The sequence below is a fragment of the Klebsiella sp. 1SOBk10mer genome (assembly GCF_046602535.1).
In the GTDB taxonomy this organism is placed as follows: Bacteria; Pseudomonadota; Gammaproteobacteria; order Enterobacterales; family Enterobacteriaceae; genus Klebsiella; species Klebsiella quasipneumoniae.
Map to the genome: position 1 here is coordinate 441,894 of NZ_JBKIUP010000003.1, position 22,078 is coordinate 463,971.

The 22,078-nt window shown below is 62.5% G+C and carries 21 protein-coding genes; 15 read left to right on the forward strand and 6 right to left on the reverse strand.

Annotation, left to right across the window (positions count from 1 at the left end; all coding sequences use genetic code 11):
- The first annotated feature begins 51 nt into the window (after positions 1 to 51).
- Complete coding sequence (gene xthA / locus ACLH1I_RS12065) at positions 52 to 858, forward strand: exodeoxyribonuclease III (RefSeq protein WP_004203811.1); 807 nt, start codon at positions 52 to 54, stop codon at positions 856 to 858.
- A gap of 156 nt (positions 859 to 1,014) precedes the next feature.
- Here xthA and ACLH1I_RS12070 read toward each other — a convergent pair whose 3' ends face one another.
- Entirely contained in the window at positions 1,015 to 1,158 is a 144-nt protein-coding gene (locus ACLH1I_RS12070) for a hypothetical protein (protein WP_017898588.1), read from the reverse strand.
- Between ACLH1I_RS12070 and ACLH1I_RS12075 the strand changes: the two genes are divergently transcribed.
- From ACLH1I_RS12075 to ACLH1I_RS12105, 7 genes are all read left to right on the forward strand, one after another.
- Positions 1,090 to 1,728 carry a TVP38/TMEM64 family protein gene (locus tag ACLH1I_RS12075; protein WP_225983758.1) on the forward strand — a complete coding sequence of 213 codons (639 nt, stop codon included), beginning with the start codon at positions 1,090 to 1,092 and terminating at the stop codon, positions 1,726 to 1,728. The two genes, ACLH1I_RS12070 and ACLH1I_RS12075, sit on opposite strands and share 69 nt — an antisense overlap.
- On the forward strand, positions 1,715 to 2,425 hold the full coding sequence (locus tag ACLH1I_RS12080) for a TVP38/TMEM64 family protein (RefSeq protein ID WP_049002948.1): 711 nt from the start codon (positions 1,715 to 1,717) through the stop codon (positions 2,423 to 2,425). Before ACLH1I_RS12075 ends, ACLH1I_RS12080 begins: the two co-directional genes overlap by 14 nt.
- Positions 2,422 to 2,982 (forward strand): carboxymuconolactone decarboxylase family protein, encoded by a 561-nt coding sequence (locus tag ACLH1I_RS12085; RefSeq protein WP_043521274.1) that lies wholly within the window; start codon positions 2,422 to 2,424, stop codon positions 2,980 to 2,982. The genes ACLH1I_RS12080 and ACLH1I_RS12085 overlap by 4 nt, the downstream gene beginning before the upstream one ends.
- A gap of 2 nt (positions 2,983 to 2,984) precedes the next feature.
- The gene (locus ACLH1I_RS12090; RefSeq protein ID WP_004203807.1) at positions 2,985 to 4,163 is read left to right on the forward strand and encodes an ABC transporter substrate-binding protein; all 1,179 of its coding nucleotides are present in this window, start codon (positions 2,985 to 2,987) and stop codon (positions 4,161 to 4,163) included.
- Positions 4,136 to 5,671 carry an ABC transporter permease subunit gene (locus ACLH1I_RS12095; RefSeq protein ID WP_151628543.1) on the forward strand — a complete coding sequence of 512 codons (1,536 nt, stop codon included), beginning with the start codon at positions 4,136 to 4,138 and terminating at the stop codon, positions 5,669 to 5,671. The genes ACLH1I_RS12090 and ACLH1I_RS12095 overlap by 28 nt, the downstream gene beginning before the upstream one ends.
- Positions 5,671 to 6,303, forward strand: a complete 633-nt coding sequence (locus ACLH1I_RS12100) for an ATP-binding cassette domain-containing protein (protein ID WP_004203804.1) — start codon at positions 5,671 to 5,673, stop codon at positions 6,301 to 6,303. Before ACLH1I_RS12095 ends, ACLH1I_RS12100 begins: the two co-directional genes overlap by 1 nt.
- A 93-nt stretch (positions 6,304 to 6,396) precedes the next feature.
- Entirely contained in the window at positions 6,397 to 7,704 is a 1,308-nt protein-coding gene (locus tag ACLH1I_RS12105; RefSeq protein WP_069603647.1) for a sulfurtransferase, read from the forward strand.
- Positions 7,705 to 7,752: 48 nt separating this feature from the next.
- On the opposite strand, the gene ACLH1I_RS12110 is transcribed toward ACLH1I_RS12105, so the two are convergent.
- A complete protein-coding gene (locus ACLH1I_RS12110; RefSeq protein WP_198079779.1) occupies positions 7,753 to 8,367 on the reverse strand; it encodes a CDP-alcohol phosphatidyltransferase family protein in 615 nt (204 codons plus the stop codon).
- An 86-nt stretch (positions 8,368 to 8,453) separates the two neighbouring features.
- Here ACLH1I_RS12110 and ACLH1I_RS12115 point away from each other — a divergent pair, with 86 nt between their 5' ends.
- Together ACLH1I_RS12115 and gdhA are read left to right on the forward strand one after the other, a co-directional pair.
- Positions 8,454 to 8,864 (forward strand): pyrimidine (deoxy)nucleoside triphosphate diphosphatase, encoded by a 411-nt coding sequence (locus ACLH1I_RS12115; protein ID WP_064794862.1) that lies wholly within the window; start codon positions 8,454 to 8,456, stop codon positions 8,862 to 8,864.
- A gap of 182 nt (positions 8,865 to 9,046) precedes the next feature.
- On the forward strand, positions 9,047 to 10,390 hold the full coding sequence (gdhA, locus tag ACLH1I_RS12120; protein ID WP_004203797.1) for an NADP-specific glutamate dehydrogenase: 1,344 nt from the start codon (positions 9,047 to 9,049) through the stop codon (positions 10,388 to 10,390).
- A gap of 43 nt (positions 10,391 to 10,433) precedes the next feature.
- Here gdhA and ACLH1I_RS12125 read toward each other — a convergent pair whose 3' ends face one another.
- The 3 genes from ACLH1I_RS12125 to selD all read right to left on the reverse strand — a co-directional run bounded on the left by ACLH1I_RS12125 (position 10,434) and on the right by selD (position 14,585).
- The gene (locus ACLH1I_RS12125) at positions 10,434 to 11,414 is read right to left on the reverse strand and encodes an NAD(P)H-quinone oxidoreductase (RefSeq protein WP_004203796.1); all 981 of its coding nucleotides are present in this window, start codon (positions 11,412 to 11,414) and stop codon (positions 10,434 to 10,436) included.
- A gap of 176 nt (positions 11,415 to 11,590) precedes the next feature.
- Positions 11,591 to 13,537 (reverse strand): DNA topoisomerase III, encoded by a 1,947-nt coding sequence (locus ACLH1I_RS12130; RefSeq protein ID WP_023318003.1) that lies wholly within the window; start codon positions 13,535 to 13,537, stop codon positions 11,591 to 11,593.
- Positions 13,538 to 13,541: 4 nt separating this feature from the next.
- On the reverse strand, positions 13,542 to 14,585 hold the full coding sequence (gene selD, locus ACLH1I_RS12135) for a selenide, water dikinase SelD (protein WP_198079780.1): 1,044 nt from the start codon (positions 14,583 to 14,585) through the stop codon (positions 13,542 to 13,544).
- Positions 14,586 to 14,810: 225 nt separating this feature from the next.
- On the opposite strand from selD, the gene phoC reads away from it, so the two are divergent.
- Positions 14,811 to 15,557 (forward strand): acid phosphatase PhoC, encoded by a 747-nt coding sequence (phoC, locus tag ACLH1I_RS12140; protein WP_004203793.1) that lies wholly within the window; start codon positions 14,811 to 14,813, stop codon positions 15,555 to 15,557.
- A gap of 586 nt (positions 15,558 to 16,143) precedes the next feature.
- On the opposite strand, the gene ACLH1I_RS12145 is transcribed toward phoC, so the two are convergent.
- Positions 16,144 to 16,695 (reverse strand): NAD(P)H nitroreductase, encoded by a 552-nt coding sequence (locus ACLH1I_RS12145; RefSeq protein ID WP_004176531.1) that lies wholly within the window; start codon positions 16,693 to 16,695, stop codon positions 16,144 to 16,146.
- 166 nt (positions 16,696 to 16,861) lie between these two features.
- Here ACLH1I_RS12145 and sppA point away from each other — a divergent pair, with 166 nt between their 5' ends.
- The 4 genes from sppA (at position 16,862) to ACLH1I_RS12165 (ending at position 21,948) form a co-directional block, all read left to right on the forward strand.
- Positions 16,862 to 18,715: a signal peptide peptidase SppA gene (gene sppA / locus ACLH1I_RS12150; RefSeq protein ID WP_004203792.1), complete on the forward strand. Its 1,854-nt coding sequence runs from the start codon at positions 16,862 to 16,864 to the stop codon at positions 18,713 to 18,715.
- A 138-nt stretch (positions 18,716 to 18,853) separates the two neighbouring features.
- Positions 18,854 to 19,873, forward strand: coding sequence for an asparaginase (gene ansA, locus ACLH1I_RS12155; protein WP_064794772.1), 1,020 nt, complete (start codon positions 18,854 to 18,856; stop codon positions 19,871 to 19,873).
- Positions 19,874 to 19,882: 9 nt separating this feature from the next.
- Complete coding sequence (gene pncA / locus ACLH1I_RS12160; protein WP_004203790.1) at positions 19,883 to 20,524, forward strand: bifunctional nicotinamidase/pyrazinamidase; 642 nt, start codon at positions 19,883 to 19,885, stop codon at positions 20,522 to 20,524.
- A 170-nt stretch (positions 20,525 to 20,694) separates the two neighbouring features.
- Positions 20,695 to 21,948, forward strand: coding sequence for a glycoside hydrolase family 18 protein (locus ACLH1I_RS12165; protein WP_064794771.1), 1,254 nt, complete (start codon positions 20,695 to 20,697; stop codon positions 21,946 to 21,948).
- The last annotated feature ends 130 nt before the right edge of the window (positions 21,949 to 22,078 follow it).

The following is a 22,078-nucleotide window of genomic DNA, read 5'->3' on the forward strand; positions in this document are numbered from 1 at the left end:
GAATTTCTGCTACCATCCCTGCACTATTCACCTTGCACAGTGGCAGCGACTATGAAATTCGTCTCTTTTAATATCAACGGCCTGCGCGCCCGCCCACACCAACTGGCCGCCATCGTCGAAAAACACCAGCCGGACGTGATTGGCCTGCAGGAAACCAAAGTTCACGACGACATGTTCCCTCTCGAAGAGGTCGCCAGACTCGGCTATAACGTCTTTTATCACGGCCAGAAAGGCCATTATGGCGTCGCGCTGCTGACCAAAGAGACGCCGATTGCCGTCCGCCGCGGTTTCCCGAACGATGGCGAAGAGGCTCAGCGCCGCATCATCATGGCGGAGATCCCGTCGCCCTTCGGTAACGTCACGGTGATTAACGGTTATTTCCCGCAGGGTGAAAGCCGCGATCATGAGACCAAATTCCCGGCCAAAGCGGCGTTCTATCAGAATCTGCAGAACTACCTGGAGAGCGAGCTCAACAAAGAGAATCCGGTACTGATCATGGGCGATATGAACATCAGCCCTACCGATCTCGACATCGGTATCGGTGAAGAGAACCGCAAACGCTGGCTGCGCACCGGCAAATGTTCCTTCCTGCCGGAAGAACGGGAATGGATGGATCGCCTGCTGGGCTGGGGCCTGGTAGATACCTGGCGTCAGGCTAACCCTGACAATCATGAGCACTTCTCGTGGTTTGATTACCGCTCCAAAGGCTTTGACGATAACCGTGGGCTGCGCATCGACCTGCTGCTGGCCAGTCAGCCTCTGGCCCAGCGCTGCGTGGAGACCGGGATCGATTATGAGATCCGCGGGATGGAAAAACCATCCGACCACGCGCCGGTGTGGGCCACCTTCCGGCCGTAAGTCACGTCCTTCTCTCGCCTCCCGCCGCGCGGGGGGCAGAATTTCCTGAGCAAAATCAACAAAGCGACGGTAAACCATTGTGACCGTCGTCGGAACAGGATACTGTCGCGCGCACTTTTTGACGTCCACCGCGTCCAGGCTGTACAGGAGACCCCTTCATGAAAAAGAAGCCATCATCCGGCCATTGGTAAAGGGCTGGTACTTCTCGCGCTGGCGGCCACGCTGGCCGTTATCAGCCACCGCGTTGGTCTTCACGATCTGCTGACTCACCTGCATCTGCTGCAGGAGACCCTCCGCCATCATGGCGCCTGGAGCTATCTGGTCTATGTTGCGCTATTTATCACTGCCACCCTGTGCCTGATCCCCGGCAGCCTGCTGGTGATCGCCGGCGGGGTGCTTTTCGGCCCGCTGACCGGCTCTCTGCTCTCGTTTGCCGCCGCCACCGTCGCCTCTTCGTTGTCGTTTTTGATCGCCCGCTGGCTGGGGCGCGATCTGCTGCAGCGCTATGTGGGCCATACCGCCGTCTTCCAGGCCATTGAGCGCGGTATCGCCCGCAGCGGTAGCGATTTCCTGATCCTCACCCGCCTGGTGCCACTCTTTCCCTACAACATTCAGAATTACGCCTACGGCCTGACGGCGATCCCCTTCTGGCCTTTTACTCTGATCTCCTCCGTGACCACCCTGCCGGGCCTGGTCATCTATTCGGTGATGGCCAGCGAACTGGCCCGCGAAGGAGCGACCCTCGCTTTCGCGCTCAAGTTGAGCCTCGCCGGCGGGCTGCTGTTTGCCCTGGTGCAGATGGGCAAACGGTTTGCCCGCGCCCGCCGTGTGGCAACGCCCGGCGAGGAGGTGCGCCATGACCCGACCTGATCGCCGTCACCTGCGCCGCGCCAGGCTGGCCCTTGCCGTGGTGGCTGTCGCCGGGCTGACCGCCTGGCTGTGGTTCCCCGACGGGCGAGCCTTTCTGCAACACAGCCTGACGGCGTTAGCGTCGCTGGATCCCCAGTATGTCAAAGACTTTATCGCCGCCTGGGGGACGCAGGCGGCGCTGGTCTCTTTTGCGCTAATGATCCTCCAGGCGATCGTCGCCCCGCTGCCGGCCTTCCTGATCACCCTGGCAAACGCCGCGCTGTTCGGCGCCTTCTGGGGAGGCACGCTGTCGTGGTTCAGCGCCATGGTCGGGGCCGGGCTCTGCTTTTGCATCGCCAGAGCGCTGGGGCGCGAGATGGTGGAGAAGCTCACCGGCCGCACGGTGCTGCGCAGCGTCGACGGCTATTTCGCCCGCTATGGCGCGCAGACGATCCTGGTCTGCCGCCTGCTGCCGTTTGTCCCTTTTGATCCGGTCAGCTATGCCGCCGGACTGACCTCGCTGCGCTTCTGGCCCTTTATGCTGGCCACCGGCGTGGGCCAGCTGCCGGCGACCATCGTCTATTCCTGGGCCGGGAGCCTGCTGACCGGAGGCGCTTTCTGGCTGGCCACCGGCCTTTCGCTGCTTTTGGCCCTGGCGGTGGTCATCTCCATCGCCAAAAATATTTACCGTGAACGTCATAAGAGATCGTCGCCATGAGCTTACCCCCGCTGGATACTGTCCCCCTGATCCTTCGTCCGCAGGCCTGGCTGCACCGCCGGCATTACGGCCAGGTGCTGAGCCCCATTCGCTGGTGGGGACGGATCCCGTGGCTGTTTTACCTGGTTTCGCTGTTCGTGGGCTATATTGAACGCCGCCGCTCGCCGTTGGATCCGGTGTTGCGCTCGCTGGTCAGCGCCCGCATCGCCCAGCTGTGCCACTGCGAATTCTGCATCGATATCACCAGCATGACCCTCGCGGCGCGGAGCGGGAGCCAGGACAAGCTGCTGGCGGTCGCCGACTGGCGCAGCAGTAAGCTGTTCAGCGAAAAAGAGCGTCTGGCGCTGGCCTATGCCGAAGCCGCCACCCAGACGCCGCCGGAGGTGGATGATGCCCTGCGTAGCGCGATGGCCGCGCATTTTGACGCCCGGGCGCTCACCGAGTTGACCGCCCTGATTGGCCTGCAAAATTTATCGGCGCGGTTCAATGCCGCGATGGCGATCCCTGCCCAGGGGCTGTGCAAGATACCTGGTTCTTCCCCGCACCATAAGGAGTAACGATGCGCCGTTTGCGTGATTTCAGCCTCTGTCTGTGCCTGCTGCTTCTCTGGCCGCTGGTGGTTCAAGCCGACGACAGCTGGCGGCAGACCCAGACGGAAGCCCGCGGCCAGACCGTCTGGTTTAACGCCTGGGGTGGAGACCCGGCCGTCAACCGCTATCTGGCGTGGGTCAGCGAGGAGGTCAAACGCCACTACGCGATCGACCTGCGTATTGTCCCTATCGCCGATGCCGCCGACGCGGTGAAACGCATCCAGACTGAGGCGCAGGCCGGCCGTCGCCGCGGCGGGTCGGTGGATCTCCTGTGGATCAACGGCGAGAACTTTCACACCCTAAAACAGGCCAACCTGCTGCTCACCGGCTGGGCAGAATCGCTGCCCAACTGGCGCTATGTCGATCTGCAAAAACCGGTTCAGGAAGATTTTTCTGTCGCCACCGAGGGCGCGGAGTCGCCGTGGGGCAGCGCCCAGTTGACGTTTATCGCCCGCCGCGGGCAAACGCCGCAGCCACCCACCAGCCCGCAGGCGCTGCTGGCCTTCGCCAGAGCCCATCCCGGCAGCGTGACCTACCCGCGGCCGCCGGACTTTACGGGTACCGCCCTGCTGGAGCAGCTGCTGATCGCCCTCACCGACCAGCCTGCCGCCCTGCGCCAGCCGCCGGAGACGGCGACCTTCTCGGCGGTAACCGCCCCGCTGTGGCGCTATCTCGATGCGCTGCACCCGACGCTGTGGCGGGCGGGTAAGGATTTCCCGGCGTCGCCGGCGCGGATGGACGCCATGTTCAACCAGGGCATCCTCCGCCTGTCGCTGACGTTTAACCCGCTCCATGCCCGCCAGAAGGCCGTCAGCGGGGAGTTACCGGCGGACAGCTACAGCTTCGGCTTTACCGGAGGGACCCTCGGCAACGTCCATTTCGTTACCATCCCGGCCAACGCACGCGCCGTCGCCGCGGCCAAAGTGGTCGCCAATTTCCTGCTTTCCCCAGAGGCGCAATTGCGCAAGGCGGATGCCGCCGTCTGGGGCGATCCAAGCGTACTGGACCCGCAGCGTCTGCCTGACAAACAGCGTCAGGCGCTGGCGGCCACCCTGCCGCAGGATCTGCCGCCGGTGCTTGCCGAGCCACATGCGGCGTGGGTTGACGCGCTGGAGCAGGAATGGCTGCGCCGCTACGGTACCCACTGATCCTGCTGGCCTGGGGGACGATGGCGGCCATCTATCTGCCCTTATTCCCCGCCGCTGCAGGGCTGATGTGGCCGGCGCTCTCCCCGGTCCACTGGCGGGCGCTGTTCGCCGACCCGCAGCTGGGCCAGGCGCTGGCCGCCACCCTTGTTTCCACGCTGCTGTCCGTCGGCGGTGCGCTACTGATCGCCCTGACCATCGTCGCCGCTTTCTGGCCTTCGGCCCGCTGGCGGCGGCTGGCTTCCCGCCTGCCTTTGCTGCTGGCGGTGCCCCATCTTGCCCTGGCGACGGCGGCGCTGCTGCTGTTCGCCGAAGGCGGCTGGATCTGGCAGCGACTGCCGTTTTTGACGCCGCCGGTCGACCGGTACGGCATCGGGCTTGGCCTGACGATGGCCCTTAAAGAGAGCGCCTTTGTGCTATGGGTGATCTACGGCCTGCTGGGCGAGGCGCGCCTCGCCGACCAGGCGACAGCGCTAAAGAGCCTCGGTTACGGCCGCTGGCAGTGCCTGCGCTGGCTGGTGCTGCCTGCGCTGCTGCCTGCCCTCGGCATGGTGCTGCTGGCCGCCGCGGCCTGGAGCCTGTCGACGGTAGACGTCGCCCTGGTGCTGGGGCCCGGCAATCCGCCCACCCTTGCCGTGCTGGCGTGGCAGTGGTTAAGCCAGGGCGATGACATGCAGCAGGCGAAAGGGGCGCTGGCCAACCTGCTGCTGCTGGCGATCCTCGGCGGGCTGGCGCTGGTCGCCTGGGGCGGATGGCGGCAACAGCGTCGGCGTCTGCCCGATCTGCGCGGCATTCGGCATCCCCATCCCCACGCCCTGCCCGGCCGCCTGCTGGCGAGTGCCCTGCCGCTGAGCGGCCTGCTGTGCGCGCTATTGCTGGCGGGGCTGGCGCGCTCGGCGCCGCCGCAGATGGATGCCCTGGGCAACAGCCTTGGCCTCGCGCTGATGGCTTGCGCCCTCGGCGCGGCCGTCTGCCTGCTGTGGCTGGCCTGCGGCCCGAAGCGGGGAGATGGCTGGGTCTGGCTGCCGCTGGTGCTGCCGGCCCTGCCGCTGGCCGATGGCCAGTACCGGCTGGCGCTGTACGCCTGGCTAGACGGCGAATGGTGGACCGTCCTGTGGGGCCATCTGCTGTGGGTGGTGCCGTGGATGCTATTTATTTTGCGCCCGGCCTGGCGCCAGCACGATCCGCGGATGACGGTGATCGCCCGCACGCTCGGCTGGGGACCCACGCGTATTTTCTGGCTGTTGACTCTGCCCTCGCTGACCCGCCCGCTGCTGACCGCCCTGGCGGTGGGCTTCTCGGTGAGCATCGCGCAGTATCTGCCAACGCTATGGCTGGGGGCAGGCCGTATCCCGACGCTCACCAGCCAGGCGGTGGCGCTCAGCAGCGGCGGCGAGGCGCAGACGCTTGCCGCCCAGGCGCTGTGGCAATTACTGCTGCCGGCGGTATGCTTTATCCTGACGGCCCTGCTGGCCTGGCTGGCAGGCCGCTATCGACGAGGACTTCGCTAGTGCTAACCGTAAACCATCTGACCCTGAGCGTGAACCGTCAGCCGCTGCTGCGGGAGGTCGACTTTTCGGTGGCCCCGGGTGAAGTGCTGACGCTGATGGGCCCTTCCGGCAGCGGAAAATCGACGCTGTTTGCGTGGATGATTGGCGCCCTGGCCGGCGACTTCCGCGCCGAGGGCGAGCTGTGGCTCAACGGGCGGCGGTGCGATACGCTGCCCACGGAGCGCCGGCGCATCGGCATCCTGTTTCAGGACCCGTTGCTGTTCGACCATTTCAGCGTCGGGCAAAATTTACAGCTGGCGCTACCGGAAAGCGTGCGCGGCGAGGCGCGAAAAGCCGCGGTGGAGCAGGCGCTCAGTCGCGCCGGGCTGCATGGCTTCGCCGCGCGCGACCCGGCCACGCTCTCCGGCGGACAGCGGGCGCGGGTGAGTCTGCTGCGCGCCCTGCTGGCGCGCCCCGAAGCGCTGCTGCTGGATGAACCCTTCAGCCGCCTGGATGCCGCCCTGCGCGCCGCGTTCCGCCGCTGGGTATTTGAGGAACTGGCCCGCCAGGCCATTCCGGCGATCCTGGTGACCCACGATCGCGAGGACTGTCCGCCGACGGGGCGCTGCCTGACGATGGAGCGCTGGCAATGAAGAGCAATAGCGTGCAAACCTGCGTTACCGCAAAGAAATCAACGCCTGGCAAGCGGAGAATACGCCCTCCACTTTTTACCGTCGGGCATTTCGATGAAACGTGTTTCTCAATTGACCGCACTCGCCCTGTTCATGGGGCTTGCTGCTTCCACCACCTTCGCCGCTGAAACCATGCCAGCGCTCACTCTTTCCCACCTGCAACAGCAGCACGGCGTGGCCATCGACACCCGCCTGAGCGCTTATTACAACGGCTGGCCGCAGCGCGCCAACGGCCCGGAAGGGCATGAGCCGCAGGCGCTGAATCTTTCCGCCCACTGGCTCGGCGCCATGAGCGACGAGCAGCTCCGCGGCTGGGCTAAGCAGCACCAGCTCCAGGCCGATACCCCCCTTGCGCTGTACGGCAGTCCTGAGGATAACGCCAGCGTCGCGGCGCGACTGAAACAAGCGGGCTTCACCCGGCTCAACACCCTGAGCGACGCCCTGAGCCAGGGAGACCGTCTGCAAAAGCTGCCGCACTTTGAACAGCTGGTTTATCCGCAATGGCTGCACGACCTGCAGCAAGGGAAAAGCGTGGCCGCCGCCCCGGCCGGCGACTGGAAAGTAGTTGAGGCCGCCTGGGGGGCGCCGAAGCTCTATCTGCTGAGCCATATCCCGGGCGCGGGCTATATCGATACCAATGAGGTGGAGAGCGAACCGCTGTGGAATAAAGTGTCCGATGCGCAGCTGAAGGCGATGCTGGCGAAGCACGGCATCCGCCATGACACCACGGTGATCCTCTACGGTCGCGACGTTTACGCCGCGGCGCGTGTGGCGCAGATCATGCTGTACGCCGGCGTCAAAGACGTGCGCCTGCTGGACGGCGGCTGGCAGACCTGGTCCGACGCCGGTCTGCCGGTGGAGCGCGGCATGCCGCCGACGCCGCAGCCGGCGCCAGATTTTGGCGCGCCGATCCCCGGCCAGCCGCAGCTGATGCTGGATACCGAGCAGGCCCGCGGCCTGCTCCACCGTCAGGACGCCTCGCTGGTCAGCGTCCGCTCGTGGCCGGAGTTTATCGGCACCACCAGCGGCTACAGCTATATCAAACCGAAGGGCGACATCGCCGGCGCCCGCTGGGGCCATGCCGGAAGCGACTCCACGCACATGGAAGACTTCCATAACCCGGACGGCACCATGCGCAGCGCCGACGATATCGCTGCCCTGTGGCGCCAGTGGAACATCCTGCCGAACCAGCAGGTGGCGTTCTATTGCGGGACCGGCTGGCGGGCCTCGGAAACCTTCATGTATGCCCGGGCCATGGGCTGGCCGCACGTCGCTGTCTATGACGGCGGCTGGTACGAATGGAGCAGCAACCCGCACAATCCGGTCGCCCGCGGCGAGCGCGGCCCGGAAAGCAGTCAGTAACACACCCCACCAGCGTGCGTCCCCAGCCGGCGACGCGCGCTTTCCCGCTCACGCCACCCGCTTTAAGGTCTGGTAGCCGCTGGCGATACGCGTCGCCGTCGTCAGCCAGCATAGCGCGCCAAACAGCCACGCCAGCCAGGCAAAATGTGCCGGAAACAGGCAGCTGAGGACAAACAGCAGGATGGTTTCCGTCCCCTCCGTCAGCCCCCCGAGGTAGTGCAGCGATTTATGGGCATAGCCGGGATTGGCGATCTGGTGCTTTGCCGCCAGCGCGGCAAAGGCGAGAAAGCTGCTGCCGGTGCCGATAAAGGCAAACAGCAGCCAGCCGCCCGCCAGGGCGTTATTCTGCGGATCCGCCAGGATAAAACCGAACTGCACCAGGGCATAGAAGAGAAAATCCAGTGAGATATCGAGAAAACCGCCGGCGTCGCTCAGCCCGCGCCGCCGCGCCAGGGCGCCGTCCAGGCCGTCCAGCAGGCGGTTGAGAAGAATGGCCGCCAGCGCCGCGCCATACCACCCTAATGCCAGAAATGGCAGAGCCAGCACGCCGATGGCAAAACCGAGCAGCGTCAGCCTGTCTGGTGAAATACCCGGGCGGTCAAGCGCGCCGGCGACAGCGTTAAGGAGGGGTTTGAGGCGAGGATGCAGGTGGCTATCAAGCACGAGGATCTCCAGCAGAGTTGGCGGTTGTCAGTGAAGGTCTATGGCGGTGATAATAGGCCAGTTTGGCCTTATTAACGTTGATGCTTATGCTAAAAATGATTGAAGTTGTCGCCGCCATTATTGAACAGGATGGCAAAATTCTGCTGGCGCAGCGCCCGCCCCACGCCGACCAGCCGGGAATGTGGGAGTTCGCCGGCGGCAAAGTGGAGCCAGGTGAAAGCCAACCGCAGGCGCTGACCCGGGAACTGCAGGAGGAAATGGGCATCATCGCCCACACGGCATGCTATATCGCCAGCCATCAGCGGGAAGTCTCCGGTCGTCAGATCCATCTGCACGCCTGGTGGGTGCCGGATTTTCAGGGCGTGCCGCTGGCCCACTATCACAGCCAGTTGCGCTGGTGCCTTCCTGCCGACGCCTTAACCCTCGATCTCGCCCCGGCCGATATCCCCCTCCTGCACGCCTTTATCGCCCGGCGCCCGTCCCTTTCCCTCCGCTGATCCGCTCGCCGCCTCGTCATCGTTTTTAGTTATGACGGGCGGGCAATTATAAATTTTGCTGACGGCTTAATTTTTCCTTGCTTGCCTAAGGATTAGCGGTGTTATAGTCGGAAAATCGGTTTTTTCAAGGACCGAATCATAATAAATACATGCAACCACAACCATAAGGGGAACTTATATCTATGGATCAGACGTGCACTCTGGAAGGCTTTCTCACCCGCGTTCAACAGCGCGATCCCCATCAAACCGAATTTGCTCAAGCCGTCCGGGAGGTCATGACCACCCTGTGGCCTTTCCTTGAGGAAAATCCGCGCTATCGTCAGCTTGCTTTGCTGGAACGTCTGGTGGAACCGGAGCGCGTGATCCAGTTCCGCGTGGTGTGGGTGGACGACCGCAATCAGGTCCAGGTCAACCGCGCGTGGCGCGTGCAGTTCAACTCGGCCATCGGCCCGTATAAGGGCGGAATGCGCTTCCACCCGTCGGTAAACCTGTCGATTCTCAAATTCCTTGGCTTCGAGCAGACCTTCAAAAACGCCCTGACCACGCTGCCGATGGGCGGCGGGAAAGGCGGTAGCGATTTCGATCCTAAAGGCAAGAGCGATGGCGAAGTGATGCGCTTCTGCCAGGCGCTGATGACCGAGCTTTATCGCCATCTGGGCCCGGATACCGACGTACCGGCGGGCGATATCGGCGTCGGCGGCCGCGAGGTCGGCTTTATGGCCGGAATGATGCGTAAGCTCTCCAACAACAGCGCCTGCGTCTTCACCGGTAAAGGCCTCTCATTCGGCGGCAGCCTGATCCGTCCGGAAGCCACCGGTTACGGCCTGATCTACTTCACCGAAGCGATGCTCAAACGTCACGGCCTCGGCTTCGAAGGCGCTCGCGTGGCGGTTTCCGGCTCCGGCAACGTCGCGCAATACGCCATTGAGAAAGCGATGGAGCTTGGCGCGCGGGTGGTCACCGCCTCCGACTCCAACGGCACCGTCGTTGACGAAGCGGGCTTCACCAAAGAAAAACTGGCCCGCCTGATCGACATCAAAGAGCGTGCCCACGGCCGGGTGGCCGACTACGCCCGCGAATTTGGCCTCACCTATCTCGAAGGCCAGCAGCCGTGGTCAGTGCCGGTGGATATCGCTCTGCCTTGCGCCACCCAGAACGAACTGGATGCCGACGCCGCTCGCCAGCTGATTGCCAACGGTGTGAAGGCCGTGGCGGAAGGCGCCAACATGCCAACCACCATCGCCGCGACCGATCTGTTCCTTGAAGCTGGCGTGCTGTTTGCCCCGGGCAAAGCGGCCAACGCCGGCGGCGTGGCGACGTCCGGTCTGGAGATGGCGCAGAACGCCGCGCGCATGGGCTGGAAAGCGGAAAAAGTGGATGCCCGTCTGCATCACATCATGCTGGATATCCACCACGCCTGCGTGCAGTACGGCGGTGAAGCGAAGCAGACCAACTACGTGCGCGGCGCCAATATCGCTGGTTTCGTCAAGGTGGCGGACGCCATGCTGGCCCAGGGCGTGATTTAACCTCCCCTCTCGCCATCCCGGCGGCTGCCCGCCGGGATGTCTCTCACGATGACATCGTGATCACCACTTTCCCCAGATGCTGACCACTGTCCAGACAGGCATGCGCCTCGGCAATTTCCGCCATCGGGTAGCTGGCGTAGATCATCGGCTTGCATTTCCCAGCCTCAAGCAGCGGCCAGACGTGGCGCCGCAGCGCCTCGGCAATCTCCTGTTTCTCCGCCGCCGTCCGGCCGCGCATGGTGGAGCCGGTGACGGTGGCCCGCTTGAGCATCAGGGTCTGAATGTCGACCTCATGGGCCATTCGCCCGCCCATAAAGCCGATGATGACCAGCCGCCCGTCCTTTTTCAGCAGCCCCAGGTTGCGGTTAAAGTAAGGGCCGCCCACGATATCCAGAATGACATCCACCCCTTCATCGTTGGTCAGCTGATGAATTTTCTCAGCGAAATCTTCGGTTTTGTAGTTGATCGCCGTGGCGTAGGGCCGCAGCGCGGCAATTTTTTCGTCCTGGCCGACGGTGGCATAGACGGTCATCCCCAGCGCGTGACACAACAGGATCGCGGTGGTGCCAATCCCGCTGGCGCCGCCGTGGATCAGAATGCTCTCGCCGGGCTGCAGCTTACCGAGCTGGAAAACGTTCGCCCACACCGTGAAGAAGGTTTCCGGAATGGCGGCCGCTTCGCTAAAGCTGAGGCCAGCCGGGATCGGCAGCGTCTGGCCTGCCGGGACGGCGCAGTATTCGGCATACCCGCCGCCGTTGGTCAGCGCGCAGACGCGATCCCCGGGGGCAAAGGCCGCGACCTGCGCACCAACCTTCACGACCACGCCCGCCACCTCGAGGCCGGGCACGGGGGTAACCCCCTCAGGCATGGGATACAGACCCTGGCGCTGCAGAATATCCGGCCGGTTGACGCCCGCCGCTTTCACCTCGATGAGCACCTCATGCTCCCCGATAGTGGGGATCTCACCTTCGCGGATCTGTAAAACCTCCGGGCCACCCGGTTGGCTGATAGCGATATATTTCACGGGTCCTCCTTATCGCCTGTGAGAGAATTAAGCAAGGCATCGGGAAGGGCAATGGGCGCCCCCCGTTTTGCGGGGCGATCGTCCCCCCCTTCCCGGCTGTTTAGTGTAGACCATTGACCAGTCTGGCGGAGAAACGGCGGCCGTGGGGAATGACCTCCTCACGGCCGCCGGGCGGGTTATTGCGGCGGCGGCGCGGCATCCTCTGCCGCTTTTTTGCCTTTCGCTTTGCCTTTGCCTTTACTGAACGATTTTTTCGCCCCGCCCGGCGCCACCAGACCGCGGAACTGGCGCACCGGCGTGCTGCGCGCCTGCTCGATTAGCTGATACAGCGTGCCCACCAGCGGCTGCATAAAGTCCTGATAGCGGCACTGTTTCTCGCTGATTTGCGTCAATACCGACTCCCAGTGGGCGGTCATGTCCGGTCGACCGGCCATCTCCGGCAGGGAATGAATCAGCGCCCTTCCGGCCTCCGAGGAGTGGATATAGCGCCCCTTTTTAGTCAGGAAACCGCGCTTAAACAGCAGCTCGATAATCCCGGCGCGGGTTGCTTCGGTGCCGAGGCCGTCGGTGGCGCGGAGGATCTTCTTCAGATCTTTATCCTGCACGAAGCGGGCAATCCCGGTCATCGCCGACAGCAGCGTGGCGTCGGTAAAGTGGCGCGGCGGCTGCGTCTGGCGCTCCACCACTTCGCCCCTCTCGCACAGCAGTTCATCGCCTTTGGCCACCACCGGCAGCGGCGTGCCGTCGTTCTCTTCATCGCGCTCTTTGCTGCCAAGCAGCGTCCGCCAGCCCGCCTCGGCCAGAAAACGCGCTTTGGCGACAAACTTACCGTTGGCGATCTCGAGGTCAATCTGGCATTTACGGAACACCGCGTCCGGGCAGAACTGCATCAGATACTGGCGGGCGATCAGGGTGTAGACCTTCGCTTCGTTATCGGTGAGTTTGACCTGGCTGCTGCGGGCGGTCGGGATAATCGCATGGTGCGCGTCGACCTTTTTATCATCCCAGCAGCGGTTGCGGATCTCCGGATCCACCACCGGCTGCGGCAGCAGATCCGCCGCATGGACGGCAATCGCATTCAGCACCGCATGGCGGCCGGCGAAATGTTCTTCCGGCAGATAGCGGCTGTCCGAGCGCGGATAGGTGATGAGCTTGTGGGTTTCATACAGCTTCTGGCAGATATCCAGCACGTTTTGCGCGCTGAAGCCGAAACGTTTGGCCGCCTCAATCTGCAGCGCCGACAGCGAAAACGGCAGCGGCGCGGGTTCGGAATCGCGCTTATCGTTATAGCCGGTCACCAGCGCCGGCTGGCCTTCAATACGCTTAACCACGTGCTCGGCCAGCGGACGATGCAGCAGGCGCCCTTCTTCATCCTGGTAAGGTTCGCAGGCTTCGCTCGGCACCCAGGTCGCGACAAAGCGCTCCTCCTGCGGCGTGACGATATGCGCTTTGACATCGAAGAAGTCTTTGGCGACGAAGTTTTCAATCTCTTCATCGCGGCGCACCACCAGGCCGAGCACCGGGGTCTGCACCCGCCCCACGGAGAGCACCCCCTGATAGCCGGCGTTGCGCCCCAGCAGGGTATAGGCCCGGGTCATATTGATGCCGTACAGCCAGTCGGCGCGCGCCCGCGCCAGCGCCGACACGCAAAGCGGCACAAACTCGCTGTTAGCGCGCAGGCGGTTGATCGCCCGCTCAACCGCCTGCGGGTTAAGATCGTTTATCAGACAGCGCTGCACCTGCTGACGCTTCTCCGGCGCCAGCTGCAGGTAGTCGAGCACTTCATCCACCAGCAGCTGCCCCTCACGGTCGGGGTCGCCGGCGTGGATAACCTCCTCGGCCTCGCCGAGCAGGCGCTTGATGACATTCAGCTGTTTGGTGACCGAAGGTTTTGGCTGCAGCTGCCATTTCTCCGGTACAATCGGCAGATCGGTGAGATTCCAGCGGGCATAGCGGCTGTCATAGACGTCCGGCTGCGCCTGCTCCAGCAGGTGACCGATACACCAGGTGACCACCTGCCCGTTGCCGCACTCAATAAAGCCATCGCCTTTGCGATGCGGTTTAGGCAACACATCGGCAATAGCCCGACCGAGACTCGGTTTTTCTGCAATAAACAACCGCATCGAATCAACGGATCTCGATCATGGGTCGTCCGCCGCGGGCGGTCACCAGCTCGCCGATGGCGGCCAGCTTAATACCGAACTCCGCCGCGGCAGCCTGCACTTCCACCTCCGCCTCCGGGGTCACCGCCAGCAGCAGACCGCCGGAGGTCTGCGGGTCGCAGAGCAGATCGCGCCACTCCGTCGGCATCTCGCCCATCAGATGGCCGTAGCTGGCAAAGTTGCGCCCGGTGCCGCCCGGCACCGCGCCGGCGGCGATATACTCCTCCACCCCCGGCAGTTTCGGGATATCGGCATAGCGCAGTTGCGCCTGCACGCCGGCTCCGCGACAAACCTCGCTGAGGTGGCCGAGCAGGCCAAAGCCGGTGACGTCGGTCATCGCCTTCACCCCGTCGATAGCGGCAAACGCGGCGCCGGCGAGGTTCATCTGGCACATGGTCTCCGTCGCCAGCCCGTGATGCTCCGGCTTGAGCAGCGATTTTTTCTCTGCGGTGGTCAGCACGCCGATCCCCAGCGGTTTGGTGAGATACAGTTTGCAGCCCGCCTGCGCGGTGCTGTTTTTCTTGATGCGCTCGGTGGGCACCACGCCGGTGACCGCCAGACCGAAGATCGGCTCCGGGGCGTCAATGGAGTGGCCGCCCGCCAGCGCGATCCCCGCCTGCTGACAGGCAAAGCGCCCGCCCTCCACCACTTCGCGGGCGATTTCCGGCGCCAGGGTGTTGATCGGCCAGCCGAGAATGGCAATCGCCATAATCGGTTTCCCGCCCATGGCGAAAATATCGCTGATGGCGTTGGTGGCGGCAATGCGGCCAAAGTCGAACGGATTATCGACAATCGGCATAAAAAAGTCGGTGGTGCTGACGATTGAGGTGCCATTACCGAGATCGTAAACGGCGGCATCATCGCTGGTTTCGTTGCCGACAAGCAGGTTCGGGTCGACGAACTTCGCCTGCTCGCTATGCAGGATGGTTTCCAGCACTTTCGGGGAAATTTTACAACCACAACCGGCTCCGTGGCTGTATTGCGTTAAACGAATGGCTTGCTCGCTCATGGACATCTCCTGTCATTGCAATCCCGCTATGTTAGCGCCCAAACGCCAGGGTGGTAAGTACGACAGTCTGAAATCGCGTATGGTTGCTCATTAAGCAGACAAAAAGCCGTTTTTGCGAGACGCGGCAATTTTTTCCCGACCATTTTCACTTTTACTTAAAGATGACAGAAATGTGACAACACAGGACTGTCTTCTCTGGAATGATTATGACGTAAGGAAATTCTAATGAAAAAGCGTGTTCTTGCCCTTTGCCTGGCCAGTTTTTTCTCCGTTAACGCCTTCGCACTGGTTCCCCCCGGTAACGATGTCACCACCAAGCCCGATCTCTACTATCTGACCAATGCCCAGGCCATCGACAGCCTGGCGCTGTTGCCGCCGCCGCCGGCGGTGGGCAGTATTGCGTTCTTAAACGATCAGGCGATGTATGAGCAGGGGCGCCTGCTGCGCAACACCGAGCGCGGGAAGCTGGCGGCAGAGGATGCCAACCTCAGCGCGGGCGGCGTGGCTAACGCCTTCTCCAGCGCCTTCGGTTCGCCGATCACCGAAAAAGACGCGCCGCAGCTCCATAAGCTGCTGACCAATATGATTGAAGACGCCGGCGATCTGGCGACCCGCGGCGCGAAAGAGAAGTATATGCGCATTCGCCCGTTTGCCTTCTACGGCGTCTCCACCTGCAACACCACCGAGCAGGACAAGCTGGCGAAAAACGGCTCTTACCCGTCCGGGCATACCTCCATCGGCTGGGCCACCGCCCTGGTGCTGGCGGAGATCAACCCGCAGCGGCAGAACGAAATTTTGAAGCGCGGCTATGAGCTTGGCGAGAGCCGGGTGATCTGCGGCTATCACTGGCAGAGCGATGTCGATGCGGCGCGCATCGTCGGCTCCGCGGTGGTCGCCACGCTGCACACCAACCCGGCCTTCCAGCAGCAATTGCAGAAAGCCAAAGACGAATTCGCCAAAACGCAGAAGTAACGTCATCACCGTTGAACTCCCGGATACGGCGCCTGGCGCGCCTTGTCCGGGCGACAAAAACCGCGATTGATTCGAAGGGTAGGGTTTGAAGGCCGGGTCAGGCGCCAGCCGCCGCCCGGCATAGATGCGGCTCCGAGCTTGCTGCCGTCGCCCGGCGGCGCTGCGCTTGCGCGGCCAGCCGGACGGTTCCCTCTCCCTCCGGGAGAGGGCCAGGGTGAGGGGAAGCACTGCAGTGTGGTTGTTTATGTTATCTGTGGCTTCAGCGTAGTTTGCGCTCCCGGTTAATCGTCTGCGTTATGTCACTCATGGCGCCGGGAGCGCACAGGGGGCGGCCAGTCGCCGCCGCCCCCTGTACCCCCGGGCTCCGGCCAGCACCGGCAGTTTCAGCAAGAAAAGTGAATAAGTTAACGACAGGTCGTACGAACGTAGGCCGGGTAAGGCGACAGCCGCCACCCGGCACAAAATCGGCTCCGTACCCGCTGTCCTTGCCCGGCGGCGCTGCGCTTGCGCGGGCCTACAGACAGTCAGAGCCGGATGCGTTGGCCGGGTAAGGCGCAAGCCGCAGCCCGGCATAACACCCGCTGACTCAGAATCGCGTCACAAACGGCGCGGTATCCGGCAGGGCAATGGTGGTTGAGGCTTTCAGCTGCGGCGTGCCCAGATAGAGGAAACCGACGATTTTATCCTGCTCGCGGCACTCGAAGCCGGCGCGCACCACCGGGCTCTCGGTCAATGCTCCGCTGCGCCAGATGCCGTTGAATCCTTGAGCCAGGGCCGCCATCTGCATCGCCATCACCGCGCAGCCAGCGGACATCTCCTGCTCCCAGCGCGGCACCTTCGGGTGGTCTTCACAACGCGCCACGACGGTAATGATTAGCGGCGCGCGGAACGGCGCATTTCGGGCTTTCTCTATGCCCTTCTCATCCTGACCGGCCTCCCTGGCCCCCTTTTCCAGCAACTGACTGAAGCGTTCGCGGCCGTCATCGGCGATAATGAAAAAGCGCCACGGCTGCAGGGTGCCATGATCCGGGGCGCGCAGCCCGGCGCGCAGAATGTTTTCCAGCTGTTCGCCGGCCGGGGCCGGTTCCGCCAGGCGGGAAGCGCTGCGGCGATTAAGCAGTAGGTCGAGAGCATCCATCTGTATAACTCCTGTGATGTCATTTTTCATAAAATTAACATGCACAAGGATTTTGTTACAGCGCGGTCGGTGATTCCTGCTGACAACCGACGGCTCACTCTTTAGGATAGCCAGACGCGGCGGCCCCTGCGGCCTGCCCATTTTTAGATAACGTTAGGGAGAAGACATGCGAACCCTTTGGCGACTGATTGCCAGCTTTTTTAAATGGACGTGGCGGATACTCAACTTTATTCGCAAACTGGCCCTCAATGCGATCTTCCTGGTACTGGTGCTGGTGTGTATCGGCATCTGGAGCCAGTTCAGCAGCACCACCAGCGAACATGCCGCGCGCGGCGCGCTGCTCCTGGATATTACCGGCGTGGTGGTGGATAAACCTTCCGCCAGCAGCAAACTCGGCGTGATAGGCCGCCAGCTGTTTGGTGCCAGCTCGGACCGTTTGCAGGAGAATTCTCTGTTCGATATCGTGCAGACCATCCGTCAGGCGAAGGATGATCGTAATATCACCGGTATTGTGCTGGATCTGAAAAACTTCGTCGGCGGCGATCAGCCGTCCATGCAGTACATCGGTAAAGCGCTGCGCGAATTCCGCGACAGCGGCAAACCGGTCTATGCCGTCGGCAGCAGCTACAGCCAGGGCCAGTACTACCTGGCGAGCTTTGCCAACAAAATCTGGCTCTCGCCGCAGGGCGAGGTAGACCTCCACGGCTTCGCCACCAACGGGCTGTATTACAAGTCGCTGCTGGATAAGCTGAAAGTCTCCACCCATGTCTTCCGCGTCGGCACCTATAAATCCGCCGTCGAGCCTTTCATTCGCGATGACATGTCCCCTGCCGCCCGCGAAGCGGACAGCCGCTGGATTGGCGAACTGTGGCAGAACTACCTCAACACCATTGCCGCCAACCGGCAGATCACCGCCCAGCAGCTCTTCCCGGGCGCCCAGGGCATTATCGATGGCCTGCGTAAAGTGGGCGGCGATACGGCGAAATATGCGCTGGACAATAAGCTGGTGGATGAGCTGGCGACCTCCACGGAAGTGGAAAAAGCGCTGACCAAACAGTTTGGCTGGAGCAAAGCGGATAACAATTATCGGGCGATTAGCTATTACGACTACAACGTGAAGACGCCGTCTGACCAGGGTTCCGCTATCGCGGTGATCTTCGCCAACGGCGCCATCATGGACGGCGAGGAGACCCCGGGCAACGTCGGCGGCGACACCACCGCAGCGCAAATTCGCGATGCGCGCCTCGACCCGAAAATTAAGGCCATCGTTCTTCGCGTGAACAGCCCTGGCGGCAGCGTGACCGCCTCGGAAATCATTCGTGAAGAGCTGGCGGCAGCCAAAGCCGCGGGTAAACCGGTGGTCGTTTCAATGGGCGGCATGGCGGCGTCCGGCGGCTACTGGATCTCCACCCCCGCGGATTACATCGTGGCGAACCCAAGCACCCTCACCGGCTCCATTGGCATCTTTGGGGTGATCAACACCGTGGAAAATACCCTCGGGTCGATTGGCGTCCACACCGACGGCGTCGCCACGTCGCCGCTGGCGGATATCTCCAGCACCAAAGCGCTGCCGCCAGAAGTGCAGCAGCTGATGCAGTTGAGCATTGAGAACGGCTATCAGCGCTTTATCACCCTGGTGGCTAACGCCCGTAAGAGCACGCCGGAGAAAATCGACCAGATAGCCCAGGGCCACGTCTGGACCGGGGAAGATGCCAAAGCCAACGGTCTTGTCGACAGCCTCGGCGATTTCGACGACGCGGTGGCCAAGGCCGCCGAGCTGGCGAAGCTGAAAACCTGGCACCTTAACTACTATCAGGAAGAGCCAACCTTCTTCTCGATGGTGCTGGACAGCCTGACCGGCTCGGTACGCGCCTCGCTGCCGGCCGCCATTCAGGCCTGGCTGCCTGCGCCGGTGGCCGCGGCGGCCGAGACGGTGAAAGCGGAAAGCGACAAGCTGGCGGCGTTCAACGACCCGCAGAACCGCTATGCCTTCTGCCTGACCTGCGCCAACATTCGTTAATACGCAGCGGCTGCCCCGTCTCACGGGGCAGCCTTTTTTCCGCACCTGCCAGCGCCGCCACAAAGCGAGCGGCCAACACTGTATTTTTTCCTCCGTCTCTTTATACTGCGCCTGTCTACGACCAACCTAAGCGATGCTATGCAAAAAAAATCGATTTACGTTGCCTACACCGGTGGGACCATCGGTATGCAGCGCTCAGAACACGGCTATGTACCCGTTTCCGGCCATCTGCAGCGTCAGCTGGCGCTGATGCCGGAGTTCCATCGTCCGGAGATGCCGGACTTCACGATCCATGAATACCATCCGCTGATGGATTCATCCGATATGACCCCTGAGGACTGGCAGCACATCGCCGACGATATCCGCAGCCATTACGCGGAGTATGATGGCTTTGTGATCCTCCACGGTACCGACACCATGGCGTTTACCGCCTCAGCGCTGTCGTTCATGCTGGAAAATCTCGGCAAACCGGTGATTGTGACAGGGTCACAAATTCCGCTGGCCGAGCTGCGTTCCGACGGCCAGATCAACCTGCTCAATGCCCTGTACGTCGCCGCCAACTATCCGATTAACGAAGTGGCGCTGTTCTTCAACAATCGACTGTACCGCGGCAACCGTACCACTAAAGCCCATGCCGACGGCTTTGACGCCTTCGCCTCGCCCAACCTCGCGCCGCTGCTGGAGGCCGGGATCCATATTCGCCGTCTCGGTACCCCGCCGGCGCCGCAGGGCCGTGGAGAGCTGATTGTCCACCCCATCACCCCGCAGCCGATTGGCGTGGTGACGATTTACCCCGGCATCTCCGCCGACGTGGTGCGTAATTTCCTGCGCCAGCCGGTGAAAGCGCTGATCCTCCGCTCCTACGGCGTCGGCAATGCCCCGCAGAACGGCGAGTTTATTCAGGTGCTGGCGGAAGCCAGCCAGCGCGGCATTGTGGTGGTCAATCTGACGCAGTGTATGTCCGGCAAAGTGAACATGGGCGGCTATGCCACCGGCAATGCCCTCGCCCAGGCGGGTGTCATCAGTGGTTTCGATATGACGGTGGAAGCGACGCTGACCAAGCTACACTATCTGCTGAGCCAGCAGCTGGACGTTGACGCCATTCGCGCGGCGATGCAGCAGAATCTGCGTGGCGAACTGACCCCTGACGAAGCTTAAGGAGGACGTATGGCACATCGAGCGCTGTTACTGGTTGATTTGCAGAACGACTTCTGCGCCGGCGGCGCGCTGGCGGTTCCCGAAGGCGACAGCACCGTCGAGGTGGCCAACGCGCTTATCGACTGGAGCCTGGCGCGCGGCGAGCCCATCGTCGCCAGTCAGGACTGGCATCCGGCGGATCACGGTAGCTTCGCCAGCCAGCACCAGGTGGAGCCCTACACCGTAGGCGACCTGGACGGCCTGGCGCAAACTTTCTGGCCGGATCACTGCGTTCAGCACAGCGAAGGCGCGGCGCTGCATCCCCTGCTCAAGCAGCAGGCGATCGCCGCCGTGTTCCACAAAGGGCAAAACCGGGTCATCGACAGCTACAGCGCTTTTTTTGACAACGGTCACCGGCAGAAAACCGAACTGGACGGCTGGCTGCGTGGTCAGGGGATCGTGGAGCTGACCGTTCTCGGCCTCGCCACTGATTATTGCGTGAAGTTTACCGTGCTGGATGCTCTGGCGCTCGGCTACGCGGTCAACGTCATTACCGACGGCTGCCGCGGGGTGAACCTTCAGCCGCAGGACAGCAGCCAGGCGTTTATGGAGATGGCCGCCGCAGGCGCCACGCTCTATACCCTTGATGACTGGCGGGAAACCCACGCCTGATCCTTCACCCGGCGCTTCCGCGCCGGGTCTTCTTCTGCCGCTTCGTTATCGTCCATAAATTGAACTCTCTCGCAGTTTCAACAAGTTATTGCTGGTAGTCTGGCAAGGCTGTTTTTTCGCCACGCCATTTCCGTGGCGCGGTTATTTTTTTATGTCAAAGAGGAACCACTATGAAACGTTTGCCCTTGCTGGCAGCCTTGCCCCTGCTTTGCGCTTCCGCGCTCTCTGCCCAACCGCTGATGTCCGTCGGCTATTTCAACGGCGGCGGCGACGTCACTGCCGGGCCGGGCGGGGATATCGACAAGCTGGACGTCCGGCAGATCACCCATCTCAACTACTCGTTTGGCCTTATCTATAACGATGAAAAAGACGAGACCAATGCGGCCCTGAAGGATCCTGACCATCTGCACGAGATCTGGCTGTCGCCAAAGGTGCAGGCGGATCTGCAAAAGCTCCCTGCCCTGCGTAAACAGAACCCGGACCTCAAGGTCCTGCTGTCGGTCGGCGGCTGGGGGGCGCGCGGTTTCTCCGGCGCGGCGGCAAGCAAAGAAACCCGTAAGGTGTTTATTCAGTCTGCGCAGGAAATTGTTGAAAAATATGGTCTGGATGGGATTGACCTCGACTGGGAGTTTCCGGTCAACGGCGCGTGGGGGCTGGTTGCCAATCAACCGACCGATCGCGATAACTTCACCGCGCTGTTAAAAGAGCTGCGCGCAGCGTTTGGTACGAAGAAACTGGTTACTATTGCCGTGGGCGCCAACGCCGAGAGCCCGAAAAGCTGGGTGGATGTCAAAGCGGTGGCCCCGGTGCTGAACTACATCAACCTGATGACCTACGACATGGCCTACGGCACGCAGTACTTCAACTCGAACCTGTATGACTCCAGCCACTGGCCGACGGTCGCCGCGGCGGATAAATACAGCGCCGATTTTGTGGTCAACAATTACCTGGCCGCCGGGCTTAAACCCAGCCAGATGAACCTCGGGATTGGTTTTTATGGCCGGGTACCGAAACGGGCGGTCGAGCCGGGGATTGACTGGAGTAAAGCGGATGCGCAAAAGAACCCGGTCACCCAGCCCTATTTTGGTCCACAGCAGATCGCGCTGTTTGCCTCGCTGGGCTATGACCTGAGCAAAGACACCTACGTGAAATACAATGATATCGTGGGCAAATTGCTCAACGATCCGCAGAAACGCTTTACCGAGCACTGGGACGATGAGGCGAAAGTCCCGTGGCTGTCGGTGCAGTCCGCGGAGGGCAAGCCGCTGTTCGCCCTCTCCTATGAGAACCCGCGCTCGGTAGCCATCAAGGCGGACTACATCAAGGCGAAGGGCCTCGCCGGGGCGATGTTCTGGGAGTATGGCGCCGATGACCAGAACCAGCTGGCCCGCCAGCTGGCGGAATCCCTGGGGATCAAACACTAATCGCGGCTGTTCCTCCGCCGCATCGTCTCCGCCGGGCGGCGTGACGCAGACAGCATCGCTTGCAATGCAGGTATATCGCGCCGCCCGGGATAGGTTATGATGCCTGTTATCCGCTGCGCCAGGGGCTGGC